The organism is Leeuwenhoekiella obamensis (genome assembly GCF_055391795.1).
The window spans coordinates 825,619-841,276 of sequence record NZ_AP029251.1; the positions used below are offsets into that span (position 1 = coordinate 825,619).

11 protein-coding genes are annotated in these 15,658 nt (G+C 37.6%); 3 read left to right on the forward strand and 8 right to left on the reverse strand.

The window, feature by feature from the left end; all coding sequences use genetic code 11:
• Positions 1-198: 198 nt before the first annotated feature.
• The 8 genes from ACZ5L8_RS03660 to ACZ5L8_RS03695 all read right to left on the reverse strand — a co-directional run bounded on the left by ACZ5L8_RS03660 (position 199) and on the right by ACZ5L8_RS03695 (position 11,801).
• Positions 199-2,511, reverse strand: a complete 2,313-nt coding sequence (locus ACZ5L8_RS03660; protein WP_464439839.1) for an AAA domain-containing protein — start codon at positions 2,509-2,511, stop codon at positions 199-201.
• A complete protein-coding gene (locus ACZ5L8_RS03665) occupies positions 2,511-5,762 on the reverse strand; it encodes a sacsin N-terminal ATP-binding-like domain-containing protein (protein ID WP_464439841.1) in 3,252 nt (1,083 codons plus the stop codon). Before ACZ5L8_RS03665 ends, ACZ5L8_RS03660 begins: the two co-directional genes overlap by 1 nt.
• Before the next feature lie 532 nt (positions 5,763-6,294).
• Positions 6,295-7,755, reverse strand: coding sequence for a Gfo/Idh/MocA family protein (locus ACZ5L8_RS03670; protein ID WP_464439843.1), 1,461 nt, complete (start codon positions 7,753-7,755; stop codon positions 6,295-6,297).
• Between the two features lie 322 nt (positions 7,756-8,077).
• Positions 8,078-8,509 carry a VOC family protein gene (locus ACZ5L8_RS03675; protein WP_464439845.1) on the reverse strand — a complete coding sequence of 144 codons (432 nt, stop codon included), beginning with the start codon at positions 8,507-8,509 and terminating at the stop codon, positions 8,078-8,080.
• Positions 8,510-8,641: 132 nt separating this feature from the next.
• The gene (locus tag ACZ5L8_RS03680; RefSeq protein WP_464439846.1) at positions 8,642-8,998 is read right to left on the reverse strand and encodes a hypothetical protein; all 357 of its coding nucleotides are present in this window, start codon (positions 8,996-8,998) and stop codon (positions 8,642-8,644) included.
• 931 nt (positions 8,999-9,929) lie between these two features.
• Positions 9,930-10,226 carry a hypothetical protein gene (locus ACZ5L8_RS03685; RefSeq protein WP_464439848.1) on the reverse strand — a complete coding sequence of 99 codons (297 nt, stop codon included), beginning with the start codon at positions 10,224-10,226 and terminating at the stop codon, positions 9,930-9,932.
• Between the two features lie 281 nt (positions 10,227-10,507).
• Positions 10,508-10,813, reverse strand: coding sequence for a hypothetical protein (locus ACZ5L8_RS03690; RefSeq protein ID WP_464439850.1), 306 nt, complete (start codon positions 10,811-10,813; stop codon positions 10,508-10,510).
• A 154-nt stretch (positions 10,814-10,967) separates the two neighbouring features.
• Positions 10,968-11,801, reverse strand: a complete 834-nt coding sequence (locus ACZ5L8_RS03695; RefSeq protein ID WP_464440910.1) for a UDP-2,3-diacylglucosamine diphosphatase — start codon at positions 11,799-11,801, stop codon at positions 10,968-10,970.
• Positions 11,802-11,955: 154 nt separating this feature from the next.
• On the opposite strand from ACZ5L8_RS03695, the gene aroC reads away from it, so the two are divergent.
• The 3 genes from aroC (at position 11,956) to gshB (ending at position 15,644) form a co-directional block, all read left to right on the forward strand.
• A complete protein-coding gene (gene aroC / locus ACZ5L8_RS03700) occupies positions 11,956-13,020 on the forward strand; it encodes a chorismate synthase (protein WP_464439852.1) in 1,065 nt (354 codons plus the stop codon).
• A gap of 66 nt (positions 13,021-13,086) precedes the next feature.
• Positions 13,087-14,535 carry a dicarboxylate/amino acid:cation symporter gene (locus ACZ5L8_RS03705; protein ID WP_464439854.1) on the forward strand — a complete coding sequence of 483 codons (1,449 nt, stop codon included), beginning with the start codon at positions 13,087-13,089 and terminating at the stop codon, positions 14,533-14,535.
• Positions 14,536-14,609: 74 nt separating this feature from the next.
• On the forward strand, positions 14,610-15,644 hold the full coding sequence (gshB, locus tag ACZ5L8_RS03710; RefSeq protein WP_464439856.1) for a glutathione synthase: 1,035 nt from the start codon (positions 14,610-14,612) through the stop codon (positions 15,642-15,644).
• Positions 15,645-15,658 lie beyond the last annotated feature (14 nt).

Here is a 15,658-nt window from a genome sequence, read left to right on the forward strand (position 1 = left end):
TAATGTAATTACTTTCATATTAGCACTTTCGCCCGCATTACGTATAGCCATTGTTGTGTGCTGCCCTTTTTCTCTTTTTATCTCTGCATCAATCATTTGGTGTCTGTTTGTCGTTGCGATGGCTTGGTGGCTCTTTTGCAAAACTTGGCTTTAGTGTGGGCTTGTGCGGTTTTGCAAATGTGCCACCAATAGCGTTGGCTAATATCTAGTTTGTTTTAAAAAGTCTTTTAATGTTATTGTCGTTATACCGAAACCTTTTGATTTTACTTGTAACCCATTGTCAGATGTCAGCATAATTGGATTTTCATCTATGTATTTCAGTGCGACTGATAAAATAAAATTGTCAGGCGATTTTCTGTCAAAGTCGCTTGGCAGCAGAGTGAGGTCGGCTGTGTTCATTTTGATATTTCGTTTATCAAAACTGTCATTGATTTGTTTGATTGCCCTTTGAACATTTTTCTTGTATTCTTCTGATAGCGTAACCTTCAATTTGTCTAACTCGTCAATGACTTTTGCCGATAAAATCACTTGATACTTCTTGTCAATTTTTGAAATGATATCGGGGTAATCAACAAATACATTTGTGTCAATGATGTAAATGTTTTCTTTGTCCTTTTTGATTTCCTTTTTCGGCTTTTCAAATTTTGAAAGATCTATTTTTCCAAGAACTTTTAAACCAACTTTTCTTTCTGTTTCTGCTTGAGTAGTTTCTGCATTTTCTGTTTCAACTGGTTCTTGTTTAGCTTCGCTAATGTTTGCAATATCCAAACCGTCAAATTGAATGTGAAATGAAAAATCTTCATCAAGTTTTTGAAGATAGGTTTTCACTTCATTGTTAATCTGTGAGCGTGTTAAAACACCCTTGTCCGTAATAATAAGTGTGTGTCGTTTTGAGCGACTTGTTGCCACATTGAAAAGTCGGTTTTCTAATGAGCGATGATAGCTTGAATTCGGAACAACAAAAATTGTCACGTCAGTTGTCAAACCCTGAACTCTTGAAACCGTTTCAATCAACAAATTATTATGATAGCTGATTGTTTGAAAAATTGTTTTTTGTAATGCTTTTGTAGTTTCTACAAAGTATGTCAATACTGAAATATGTAATTTTTCATTGGTTTCTAATAGGTGTTTTACGATGTCAGTTGCAAGTTTCAAGGCATTGGTTGGTTTGAACTCGCCTGCTTTTAAATCGGTTTTTATCAAAGTTGGACCACCACTTGGATTGAAAAACCTTCCAAAATCAATGTCCATTTCCGAGTAGGAAAGGCGAATATCTTTTTTAGCTCTTGAATTCAAACTGCCTTTATAGAAAAATCCTGAATACTTTGCTGCTCTGTCCGTTAAACGATGTGTTTCAGATAGCTGAAATATTGGTATAGATGCGGTTTCAGAAAGTGCTTTTAAGCCGTCAACCAAAGCACCGTAATTTTTGCGACTCACTTTATCATCGCTTAATGAAACAACAGGCGGTAATTGGCTTGTGTCGCCAATCCAAATATTTTTCTTTCCTAAAAGTTTTGCACCCCCAAACATTCCTAGTAATGCCTGGCTTGCTTCATCAACAATAACGTAGTCAAAAGGTGGCACATTAAAAGTTTTTGCTGCTTGTCCGCTTGTAATGAAAAAAGTTGAAAGAATTAAATTGTAAGGTTGCGGACTAACTTCTTTTGTTTGCTGTAAATCTTTAAATGCCTTTGCTTCGTCAACTGAGAGTTTTGTTTTGAAAATACGATGTTCTTCTAACAGTCCTTTCAATGCTGGTTTTTCAACTATTTCAATTAGCGCTTTATTTGTTAATGCCGTTACTAATACAGATTTTCCTTGATTACAAAGCTGTTCGCAGATTTCAGCAATCAAATATGTTTTGCCTGTTCCGGGCGGCCCTTGAATAATAAGACTATCCTGCAATGCCAATTGAGATAAAACAAAATCAGCAATGTTGTTTTTATTGTCAAGGAGTGAAGGTGTCCAATCTGAAGCTTGAAAATCTTGGTCAAGAATTCTATTTACAGATTCATTGTTTTGGTTTTGAATAATACTTTGAAGATTTGCAATGTATTCAAATGGTGGTTTGTTTGGTCCCAAAAGAAGAATCATTCCTTCTGCTTCTTGTATGTGAATTGCAAATTCAAGTTCCACACCTCTGAAACCTGCAATGCTGAAATCTTTTTCGTTTGATGGTGTTTGCCAAATGCAAACAATTTCAGAATAATTGGTTTTAGCTTTAATTAAATCGCCATACGTTTTATTTCCCCAATCCCTATAATTTCTTAACTCCTTTGGAACAGTAAAACAATAAAGATATTCGCCTTGTCTTGGTATTCCTCTTGTGTTGGGAAATTTCAAAATCATTTCTCCGTCCTGAAATTTCAGGAATTGTGCAACAAAAAGTTCTTCACGGTCTTGCAACAGAAAAAGGGCAGAAGTATCTAACTTTTGCTTGTAGGCTTCTGTTTGTGCCCGAAGTTCTTCTTCTAAAAATCTTGTATGTTCTTCTCGGCTGTAAATCATTAAAGCAATAAGTTTTTATCGTCCGCAGATAACTCGTTTGCACTTGGATTTCGTTCACTCAAACCAAACTGTTGCAAATAGTCTGTTGTGCTTTCAGGTGATTCAAAGATAAAGTGCGTATAAGGCAGATATTGAAAGAATTTGGCAAACGCTTTCAAATTGGTCATTGCAAAAGATTGGGTGTTTAATCTCATATGAAATGTGTCATTAAGAGATTCAATATCTGAAAGCGTTACGTTTCTAACTACGTTGCCTCTCGTTACTACAAATAATTGAGTGTCGGTTTCTGTCAATGCAATCCATTCATTTGGATTGAAATAAATTTTTCCCGCTTTGGCACTCTTTACTACTAATTTGATAGGGTTTCCCAACGGATTTGTAACTCCTTCTACTATCGTATAATTTATTTGAATAGTATCAGGAACATTAAAACTGTTTTCTCTTAATTCTTGAAAGATAATTTCTTTTGCGTCCTCACTTAATGAAATTCTTGATTTTTCACTTGAATTATCTGTTAGAGTTAAAATTTTAATATCATCTTCCGAACCGACAGGATACAAACTACCCGAAACTGCAACTTGCTGTTCAGTTGATGTTGTTTTTAAAATGTCTGTAATGTTCGGATTGGTTAAAAGGGCTTTTAATTTATCCTTTATCTCTTTGGCTGACAAACCTATTTCACCAATAATTTCATCTAATATCTCTGCTTTTTCAAGGTTTACAGCAATTTCGTCATCGTCAATTAGTCTGTGTTTGCGTTCATAGAGTTTCGTAAATATCTGCTCGGCTAAATGTTTGTTTCTATTGAACCACAAATACAGTTTGCGAAATAACTCTCGTAGTGCCTCATCTCTTTCAATGCTTCCAAATTTTGGCTCAATCAGTTCAGTAATTTTATCCGCTATTGCTTTAATTTCAACAGCTTGTTTTTCTGGAAGAACAGGAAAAATTTCTTTTGCCAATAATTCTTTGCGAAAATCATAATCCAACAGTTCGCTTATATCTTTTAATTCTTCTGCAACTTCTTCTGCATTATCTGTCTGTAAGATGTCTTTGTATTTGAAATCTCCGTTTTGATTTGGCAGTATTGGTGCGGTTTTTAGATTTAATAAGTTTTCGTATTGGTTCTTGTCTAAGAAAGTTATTAACTCATCAAGCCATTTGAGAGTTTCTGAATGGCTTTGAAAGCTAATATTTGTTTTAAAATTTTCAACATTGTTATAAGAAGCAATAACTGTAACGATTCTTTTTGTGATTAATTTGTCTGATACTTCCCAAATACTTGGATTGTCAATAGTTACAGATGTTTTTTTGCCAAATTCATTTGGGAATAACTTTTTAGAAAAACTATAAATATTACTTCTGATTTTATTTTCAGAAGGAGGAAACAAGCAAGCTAACTGACTGCAAGCCTTGTTGATGTTGGGATTTTTTCCGTCATTCAAAATACTATTGATTTTCACTATAATAGAATCTTGGTCTTTTGAATTGAAAATAATGGCTGTAAAATCACAAATGCTTTGGTGTAGTAAGAAGTTTTTCCAATCAGGTCCAAGTGTAATCATTACAGATTTAAGATTTTCGTCAATGCCGCTATCTTTAAAAAGTTTTGATTTTGCTTGAAACAATCCGTTTTGGTTAGGTAGTATTTTTATTTTGTCTTGGTTGAGCTGTGCTAATAATGTTTCATCATCGTTAACCAATAAAAACACTTCATTTAACCAATCAAGCGTTTCGGATTCTGTTTTTCCAAGAGAAGTTGATAGCCGACTCACATTTTGATTGGTTTCTATCCATTTAACCAATGTTTCTACTGTTAACTCATATTCTTTATCCCAAATAATTTCATACCATTTATGAATATGTTCTTGGCTTGGAAGTATAAAATGTTCTCCAATATTGCAAAGCGTCCAAAGTTTTTCTCTGATTTCATTTTTACTTGAACTCGGAAAATCAACAGTTCCTTGTCCTGTTATCGCTCTACGGCTGTATCTAACCGTATCAACAATACTTTTTGAAAGCAAGGTTTCTCTTGTTGGTTTTATGTATGTCTTTTCATACCAAGAATTGTTTATCCAATCTTTCTCTTTGGGTTTTCTGATGTAAGCAAGATTGTAAAGGTTTTTCCATTTGGCTTTATCTTCAACGTAGTTAATTAGAATATTGTAAAGCCTAAATGCTTCGTTGAAAACGTCTACATTTTTTTGAGTGTCCTCATCTGTTCCACCTGTAAGACTTATTCCATCTCTTGGTTCTGTCGGCTCAAAGAATGGGCTGTTTACGACAAAAGGAATGTGTAATTCTTCTGTTCCGATTAACGGAAAATCTAAAAATACTTTTGGAACTTCCTTTTCGATAGGCAACAGAAAATAATCGTTTCCGATTATTTGAATAGGAAGAATGATTTTTGTTTCGTCAACTCCAACAGAAACGTAGTATTTACTTTCTTGATTATCGCCAATTTTTAATTCATAAGTAGTGATTTCCGTTTCTTCAAATGGTGTTGATTTTAATTTTGAAAGAGAAAAATTGAATTTACTGTTACTGCTGTCAAACCGAATAGATTTAATGTTTGGGTGATTTATCAAAGCATAAGCTGCGGTATTTTTAAGTTCTTCGGCTGCAATTTTTGCTAATTCAAGTCCACCATTGTTTAAATGGTAAATAAATTTCGTTTTAAACTCGCTGATATTTGGCGAAGAAATAGCTGAAGACTTTGAAACACTTGTTTCAACAGAAGCAAACGCCTTTTCTATTCCTTGAATGAGTTCTTGAACATTATGTCCGCTTCGGTCAAGGTTTAATTCAAAAGTTTTATAAGTTTCGGCATTTTCTTGAAACACGCCTTTTATTTCAACTAATTCAGAAAGCAAATGCGTTGTCATAAAACCTGTTCCAAAACGACCTGTGGTCGCTGGTGTTTCGTCTGCATTTGTTTCACTTCTGTCTTTGTCGCTTGATGAATACCGTCTGATTAAGCCTCTTACATTTTCATTCTTGAAAAAACCTTTATTGTGTGCAAAAATGAATTTATCGTCAGTCAGGGTTATATCAACAACAAGGTTGTTGTCAGAATTTATATTGCAAACTGCTACGTTGTCTTTGGCATTTTGGATAAGTTCCCAAATAAGTCGTCTTGCAATAAATTCTTTGTTTATTCCTTGTCGGATAGGTCTAAGTTTCTCGAATATGTCAAGTGCAGATTTTCTGTTTAAGTCTTGCGTATCAAATTTTCCAAATATTTCGCTCATTTCGTCTTTGTCTTGCTGATTAAATACTGTCCGCTGTGCGGTTGAGGCAAAAGCAAATGTGCTGCATTGATTTCGCTTTAAGCGTAGGGATGCAGCACATTTGATTTTGCTGAAGCGTTGGTATTTTGTATTTCATTATACTGTTCGTTTATTGTCGATCGTGTCGCTTTTTTGGGTTGCACACAACTCGTTATATCCACATATTAATAGCAGAATTGCCATGATACAGCCCGGATATCCCAAATTCCCATACAGCCTATAAATCTACAATTCAATAGCTTAATAGCTTATACGGAATACCGTAAATGTTAATAATAATTAATAAATAACCTATAATCATTTTTAGGACGAGGCATGGCATATAGATACTCCATAGATACTGTATGGATAAAGCATGGATAGTGTATGAGGAGTGTATGAAATAAGCATCTTTATCCATAGCCATAAAGCACAGTGATCACAGTGGTATTTATAGCGCAAAAAAAAAAGACCGCATTGCTGCGGTCTTTTAATAATATAATTAGATCAGAGATTAAGATATCTCAAAACCTTCTCTGTATTTACGAGTAACAAACTGGTTTGCTTCGTCAAAGTTAGTGATCTTCATGTTCTCACCATCCCAAAGCAACTTCTTACGTCCGTGGAACTCCATGTTACCACCTTCGTTCTTCTGTCTTAGCATATAACTGCGTATCGCAAGGTTACCCATAAGCACAGTTTCGGTCATAGGACCTGCGTAGTCAAAAGATGAAGTAAGGGCCTTATGCTCCTTGCTGTTAAATCCAGCCTTACAAGCATCTACCCATTTGCGCTGGTGACCATATTCTGGTTCTGGCATATCTTCTACCTCAGGACCAAATTCTGTCTCACCATTGTTAAGATAAAGCTTCGGTGTCAATGGCGAACTATCATTGATGTTAGTCGAGATAACACCGTGCTCACCATGTATAAGTACACCATTTTCACTTCCAGGACCACCTATATTGCTATCTGCAGGGATGATCTCTGGGTGTGCAGGACGTATACCACCATCGCTCCAGGTCATCGTTAGCGGCGTACCCGTTTTGGCTGTAGCCTCATAATTTAACGTGATAAATGAAGCAGGAGGGCATCCTTCTGGGTTGTAATCAGGATTCCACATCTGTGAGAATACAGTACCCACACTACACTCAGCAGCTGTAGGATACTTTAATTTAAGCGTACGGTAAGGAATATCGATAAGGTGACAACCTACATCACCTAGCGCTCCTGTACCAAAATCCCACCATCCTCTCCAGTTAAACGGAGCAAGATTAGGAGTATATGGGCGCCATTCTGCTGGGCCTAACCATAGATCCCAGTAAAGATCTTCTGGCTTTGCTGCAGCGTCAGGTTGTGGCATAGCACCACCTTGAGGCCATACAGGTCTGTTAGTCCAGATCTCTACTTTATGAATATTACCTAGTTTACCAGAGTCTACCCATTTTTGAACCATGCCTAGCAATGGGTTAGAACCACCCTGGTTACCCATCTGGGTCACGATCTTTTTGTCACGCGCCATGTGCGTAAGCATACGAGCCTCGCTAATGTTGTGCGTCATAGGTTTTTGTACATACACATGCTTACCACGCTCCATTGCATAAGCTGCAGCAGGACCGTGCACGTGATCTGGTGTACTGATGGTTACCGCATCAATATCTTTCATGCTGTCTAGCATCTCGCGGTAATCATTAAATAATTTTGCTTTAGGAAAACGCTTAACTGACTGTCGTGCAGAACCAGAAAAGTGCACATCACAAAGTGCAACAACGTTTTCTCTACCGTTTACAGAAGCGTTAGCGATATCACTAGCCCCTTTACCACCGGCACCTATTGCAGCGATATTAAGTTTATCACTAGGAGCAAGAAATCCAGCTCCGCCCAGTACGTGACGTGGTACGATAAACACACCAGAAGCCAGTGCGGTATTCTTGATAAATTTTCTTCTACTAGAAGAGTTTGGTTTTTCTTTCATTGTATTATATGGTTGCCTAAACTTTTTTGAGACAAACAAGATAGTAAAAAAGCCTTAGTAAATCGATTGATTTGAGTAAATCCTTTTAGTTAAATTAACATAAAGCCTGTCATTCTGCATAATACGCAGGGTTTCACTTCCGTGAAAATGCTTCCGCCACCATCCATCAGCAAGCCATACGGTTGGTTTTTGCATAAAACAAGAAGTAGGCGAGGGGTGCGCTGTGTGGTTTTTTGGCTATAGCCAAAACATAAAATACCTCCTCAAGAAAAGTATCTGGAAGTCAATTTGAAGCGATACAACAAGAAACTTAATAGGGAAGCTATACAGTAGAAGCAGGATCGTAGTTGATCATCCACTCAATGCCGTATTTGTCTCTAAACATGGCAAAACTTGCGCCAGTAGGAGCTTCAGACAATGGGATCTCAACGTTTCCGTCAGCTGAAAGTCCGTTAAAAAGGTGTTCTGCCTCTTCTTTGCTAGCAGCCGTAATGGCGATCTTACTGCGATGTTCTTGCTCATTGGTGCGGCCCATACTTTCGGGCACATCATTTGCCAGTAGTATATTGCTGCCTATGGGTAATGCGATATGCATGATCTTCTCAGCCTCATGCTCAGCAACAGGATACGCCTCGCTAGCAATGTCTTTAAAGCGCACGATCTTAGCAAACTCACCGCCGAAAACAGATCTGTAAAATGTAAATGCCTCCTCAGCATTCCCGTTAAAATTTATATGCGGATTGATGTGTGCCATGGTTCTTTTTTTACCACATTAAAACTAATGTATTTTAACTATTGATACGAAAAAAAGTTTTAAGAGATAATAAGAGAAAGATTGTAAAGGGAAGGAAAAGAAGGCAGGAAGATCCTGCCTTCAATGTATGTATTAGCACTTACCGAAAGATTGGCTTACTACGGTAACTCCTGCGATCGTCACAGTAACTTTCACACCTGTTGGGATTCCCCATGTAGTACAGATACTTAGGCAAGCTTTACCCGCTGTACCATCTGGAATACTTACAGGCAGACTTAAACAATGTTTACCTAGGCCTAAAGGTAGATTGATGCATACCTTATGATTTTCTGTAGTTACAGAAATACATTCTGCTGCTACAAGCATACAACCACCTTTGTGGATGTTAAAGTTACTTGCGGTAGCGTCAAGTTGTGTTTCTTCATGTGTTTTTTTTGCTGCTGCTATTGCATTTGCAACGGCTTCGTCGCTAAAACTATATGTACTCATAATATTTGGTTTTTTTGTTAATTCCCTACTCATAAGGCTTTTCAGGTATCGCCCTCACAAAAGATTAAATGTGTGAGTCATTTTAGTAGATCGTGTAGCACAGCATTGTGCTACAATCTTTGGTGATGAGGTAGGTTGCTCCTCAGAAGATCATTACTGGCTTCCAGTTTGAACATTCAGGTTTCTAACAAATGATGCTTAAAACATAGTTTTATATAGGTTGATTGATTAGTATATGACAAGGGGATTTGCAAGTAAGACTTTTATTACATGCAATGTGTTAATATGAATCAATGAGTATTTTTAGTTTATTTAAATAATTGTTTATAAGGTTTTTAATTATTTAAAAATTTTCTATTTGTTTACTTAAAACTATGTAAAACTTAATTTAAACAATTGTAAATCAGTTATTTTGTTTGAAAAACAGGTGTTTATACGTGTGTCTTATCGATGAAACACACAATTTTCGTATTTATTAAGTGTGTAATGAAGTTCTAGGAAGTTGAAAATACTTAGGATAAGATGAAAAACTGAGTAAGATATCAGTTATAAGAAGGCTAACAAGATGGCCTTATTTCATGAGTTAACTATAGGGAGGTAATAAAATATATAAGAAAAGCAGAAGTGGATTATGTAGAATTATACACTTATTGCTTAGAAGCGCTAACCATATATTCGTAGGCCTTTCTTCGGACGTTGTTCGGGGTTCCTTCGGGGTAGGTTCAAGAAAAGACCCCATTTCCCGAAGAAGCCCCGAACAAACCCCGAAGGATCCCCCTACCTAAAACGAAGAAACAAAGCGTAATTTTTTAATAAAAATGCGCTTTGTTAATCGTAAATATAATTTATAGTAATGATCGCTAAGAGGTTGACTTGTAATTATCAAAAGTGTATTCAGAGACTTTTTCTGTTGGGCAGTGATGAAAAAGTATTACTCTTCTATGCGGATTAGTTTAACAGCCGTTCCTAGTTCTATTTGAAAATATAAGGTGTTTTCGTCAATGTGCTCGATCGTAGCAGGGCCCATAGGACTTTTTATGTGAAGCATATCATCTTTTAGTTCGGCTTTCAGCATTGTTTGATCAGGTAATTCAATAAAATAAGCATTTTCTCCTTTTGTGATAATAACCGTCTCATCATCCATTTTATATTCTCCTTCAAAGGAGGTTGAAGACTTAGAGCATCCTATAAAGGCAATACAAAGAAGTATAAGTATTAATTTTTTCATGGTAAACGTGATTAATTAATGGATTTAAAACACAGTAAATAAACTCTTTAAACGTACTGTTGTCAACAAACCACTAGGAATGTTATAAGATAAAATATTGAATAATGACATTTCATGGTCTGAGATCCAACCTTCAGATTGAGCAAAGCTCTTTGTTTGAAAAAGCAAACAAAAATTGGGTACTAGATATGTAAGTTTTTTTAAGACCAAGTTTAAGAAGAGCTGTAGAATCTTGTGTTAAATGCTATCTACTCAATTTTTAAATGATACGGTGATGCGTGTTATTCCTCTAAACGAGTTAGCTTTAAGCCCGCCTCTTCTTTTTCAGTCAATTCAAAATATAGGTTATTGTCTTCCATGATCTCTACGGATGCCTTCTCACCACCTGGTATTTCAAAAATTAGTTTATCTCCTTCAAGCTCGGCCTTAGCCATATTATCCTTTTTTAACTCGATAAAATAGTTTTTGTCATTCTTGATAATAGAAATAGTGTCGTTTTTTACCATATATCTTCCCTCAAAGGATGTTGAAGACTTAGAACAACTAAATAGAGTAACTGCAATTAGAACAAATAGAATTCGTTTCATGATGAATGGATTGATTGGTTATTAGGTTCAATAATAGTAATAATAATTGACAATCAGTAAATTGATTTAGTAAAACCAGTATTTTAATCGTTCCTAATAATAACAATAGCAATAACAATAGCAATAAAAATAACAATAACAATAATAGCATAGTTTATTTCGCGAAAGCGGTAATACTTGCTAGCACAGCCTTAGGGTCAACCTCTATGTTTGTGAGGTCTTCTGCAGGGGTGATCTCTGGTAGATTTTGAGACTCATATTCCATCATAGACCAGGTGCCGTTGTGATACTCTAGTGCGGTGAGATTCTCGATCCAGTCGCCGCTGTTGAGGTAGAGTGTTTTGCCGCCTTTGTGTTCTACAGTGCGCATTTGCGGTTGATGGATGTGGCCGCACAATACATAGTCAAAGTTATTCTCAATGGCCAGTTGTGCTGCCGTTTCTTCAAAGTCGGTCACAAAACTCACGGCCTTTTTAACGCTGTTCTTGATCTTCTTAGATAGTGAATATTTGGGTCTGCCCATTTTGATCAACCACCAGTTTATAAACCGGTTAAGCAGGATAAGGAAGTCATAGCCCCAGCCGCCCAGCTTTGCGATCCATTTGGTATGTTGAATGGATGCGTCAAAAACATCCCCATGAAAGATCCAGGCCTTGCGGCCGTCCAGATTTAGCGTAAGCTTATCTACAATAGAGATATTACCCAACTTCACAGGGCTGAATTTACGCAGCTTCTCGTCATGGTTGCCGGTGATGTAATATACACGCGTACCTTTTGTAGCCAGCGAGAGGATCTTCTTGATGACTTGCAAATGTGACTTGGGAAAATAACGCTTCCTGAATTGCCAGATATCGATGATATCACCGTTAAGTATAAGTGTTTTCGGTTTTATGCTTTGTAGATAATACAGCAGTTCTTTAGCGTGAGCGCCGTAAGTTCCCAGATGCACATCGCTTATTACAACAAGTTCTACTTTACGTTTCAACAGTTACATTTTGTTCAAATTACAGCAATTCATATTACCGCATCATTACCTCAAGATTAAATAATAGGGTTTCGTTAACAATGTTTTGAACAAATGTTTAGAGATAAGGTAAATTTTTAAGTCAAAAGCTTTTATTTTCGTTGCTCAAACAAGCAAAATGGCAGGAAATACCTTTGGTAAGATTTTTAAGTTGACCACTTTTGGTGAGTCACATGGCGAAGCATTGGGCGGCATAATAGATGGTTGCCCTGCGGGTGTAGAAGTTGATCTTGATGCGATAGAAGTTGATATGCAACGTCGCAAACCAGGACAATCTAAGATCGTTACACAACGCAAAGAGCCAGATGCGGTAAAATTCCTTTCGGGGATCTTTGAGGGCAAAACTACCGGTACCCCCATAGGTTTTGTTATAGAGAACACAAATCAAAAATCTCACGATTACAGTCACATAAAAGACACCTATCGTCCTAGTCACGCAGATTATACCTATGATCAGAAGTATGGTATACGCGATTATCGCGGTGGCGGTCGTAGCTCTGCGCGTGAGACAGCTAGCCGTGTTGCGGCAGGTGCGCTTGCAAAGCAGTTTTTAAAAGACGTTAAGATCACAGCCTTTGTTGATCAAGTAGGCGACATCCGTATGGAAACGCCGTATCAAGAGGTAGATTTTGATAACATTGAGAAAAATATCGTGCGTTGTCCAGATATGGCTTTCGCCGAAAAGATGATCGATAAGATCAAAGAAATACGCAAAGCCGGTGACACCATTGGCGGTACGGTGATGTGCGTGATACAGAATGTTCCCGTGGGTCTTGGCGAACCTGTTTTTGACAAACTACATGCAGAGCTTGGTAAAGCCATGCTGTCTATCAATGCTGTAAAAGGTTTTGAATACGGTAGCGGATTTGCAGGAGCGGCAATGATAGGAAGTGAGCATAATGATATCTTTAATCAAGACGGAAGTACACAAACCAATCTAAGCGGTGGTATACAAGGTGGAATCAGCAACGGTATGGATATTTACTTTAGAGTTGCTTTTAAACCTGTGGCGACCATAATGCAAAACCAACCCACCATAGATAAAGAGGGTAACACTACCGAAATGATGGGTAAGGGCCGTCATGATCCTTGTGTTGTGCCACGTGCTGTGCCTATTGTAGAAGCAATGGCAGCCTTGGTTCTAGCTGATTATGTGTTGCTTAACAGGACGGCAAAGGTTTAATGTTTTGGCTGCAGCCAAAATCCCTCAACTTTGAGTATCTTTTGGCCTTAATTTTACGATGACTACATGAAGAAATTAGCATTACACTGGCAAATTATTATAGGATTAGTTCTTGGTATAGTATGGGCTTTACTGAGCAGTGCATTGGGCTGGAGTGAATTTACGATAGACTGGATAGCGCCGTTTGGTACCATATTTATCAACCTACTGAAACTTATCGCAGTGCCACTAGTGTTATTTTCTATCATCAATGGTGTGGCGAATATAGGCGACCCAAAAAGTCTGGGTAGAATGGGAGGGAAGACCTTACTTGCCTATCTCATAACTACGATCATGGCTGTGGGAATAGGTCTTGTGCTTGTAAACCTTATTAAGCCAGGTAAGCTTATTGATGAAGAAGCCCGTATCGATAACCGTATAAGTTATGAAGTTTGGGCAGCAGATAATGGATATGAAATTAAAGATGGTATAAACTATCTGGAAGATCCTGCTTTTATTGAGCGTGCGCAACGCATTACAGACCTTAGTCGCTCTGAGATCGCAGATGCGACGGTAAGCGATAAAATGCAAACAGCGAATAAAACAAAGTCAAGCGGACCATTACAGCCGCTTGTGGATATTGTGCCTTCTAACTTCTTTGCATCTTTGGCAGATAATGGTTTGATGCTACAGGTGATATTCTTTGGACTTTTCTTTGGTATCGCACTATTGTTTATACCTAATGAGAAATCAAGACCTGTAGAGAAAGCGGTAGATGGTATAATGGAGGTTTTCTTAAAGATGGTAGACCTCACCATGAAAGCTGCACCATTCTTTGTATTTGCGCTTCTAGCGGGTGTGGTAAGTCAGATGGCAGGAGACGATGTAGGCAAAGTGGTTGAGATCTTTAAAGGCTTAAGTTGGTATTCACTAACGGTAGTCGCAGGATTGGCGTTTATGATATTTGCATTCTACCCATTTTTATTTAAAATATTTGTGCGTGCGGTATCTTATTTTGGCTTCTTTAAAGCAATGGGGCCTGCGCAAACACTAGCCTTCTCTACTTCAAGTAGTGCAGCGACACTTCCTGTTACTATGGAGTGTGTAGAAGATAATCTGGGAGTAGATAAAAAGATCACAAGTTTTGTATTGCCTATTGGGGCTACAGTAAATATGGATGGTACTTGTTTGTATCAAGCTGTAGCTGTAGTATTCTTAGCGCAACTGCATATGATAGACTTAACAATAGGTCAGCAATTAACTATTGTGCTAACGGCTACGCTAGCTTCTATAGGTTCTGCGGCTGTGCCTAGTGCAGGTCTTGTAATGTTGATCATTGTATTAGAATCTGTTGGTTTAAACCCAGCATGGATCGCTATCATCTTCCCGGTAGATCGTATTCTTGATATGTGTCGTACGGTTGTGAATGTAACCGGTGATGCTACTGTATCTTCTATCATCGCTAAGAGCGAAGGGATGTTTAATTACAACCCTAATAAAGATCCAGACGCAGCTTGGGAAGTTGATGAAAAATAGGTTTTGACGCTTTCTTAAGAAAGTTTGTATCGCAAATACCTATATTTAAACTTCAACAAACAACCAAAGACTCAATGAACGTATGTTTCCTGATGTATCCCTGGCAGGATATTAAAAAGCCAGAGGATGATTCTTCACTAGCCCTTGTAAGAGAATGTGTAAAAAGAGGCCATGGTGTGGCGATGACCACTCCGGCTAATCTTACGATTCGTGATAGTGTGACCTTTGCTTTTTGCCGAGTAATAGAACGCCAGGAAAAAGTTTCACCTACGCTAAAGGGTTTTCACGCTAAAGCGAAATTTAGAGACGAGATGTTGCCGCTGGCAGGATTTGATGTTATTATTTTAAGATCTAATCCGCCGCTAGATACGATCATGCTTAACTTCTTAGATTCTGTGAAAGATGACGTGTTTATCATGAACAGTGTAGATGGTATTCGTAGAGCGAATAACAAACTGTACACCGCGGTTTTTGAAGATGATAAAACCGAGTTCATTCCGCGTACGCACGTTACTAAGAACAAAGATTATTTAATTAATATCATTAAAGAGTCTAAAGAAGATAAGATGATTCTTAAACCTCTCAATGGTTTTGGCGGAAGCGGAGTGATCCTTATCGAAAAAAGCGCGATGAATAGTATTAGTTCGTTGCTTGATTTCTATATCTACAACAAAGATGGTTCTTCTAATTATGTGATCCTGCAAGATTACATTCCGGGTGCAGATCAAGGAGACGTGCGTATTTTATTGCTTAATGGTAAACCTATTGGTGCAATGAAGCGTGTACCAGGAGATGATGATCATCGCTCTAATGTAAGCGCCGGCGGTACTGTAGAAAAACACAGTTTAAGCAAGCGCGAAAAAGAACTTTGTCGCCGTATAGGTCCTAAACTTGTAAAAGACGGACTTTACTTCGTGGGAATAGATGTTATTAACGGGATGCTTGTTGAGGTAAACGTGATGAGCCCAGGCGGTATCACGTATATGAACCGCGTTTATAAAGCTAAAGTTCAAGAAAAGATCATCAACTTCGTTGAAGATATGGTGGTTGCTAAAGTCTCTAGACTAGACCGTAGAGCGCAATTACGCAAGCACGTAGACGAAGCATAGATCAGTTTACTGTT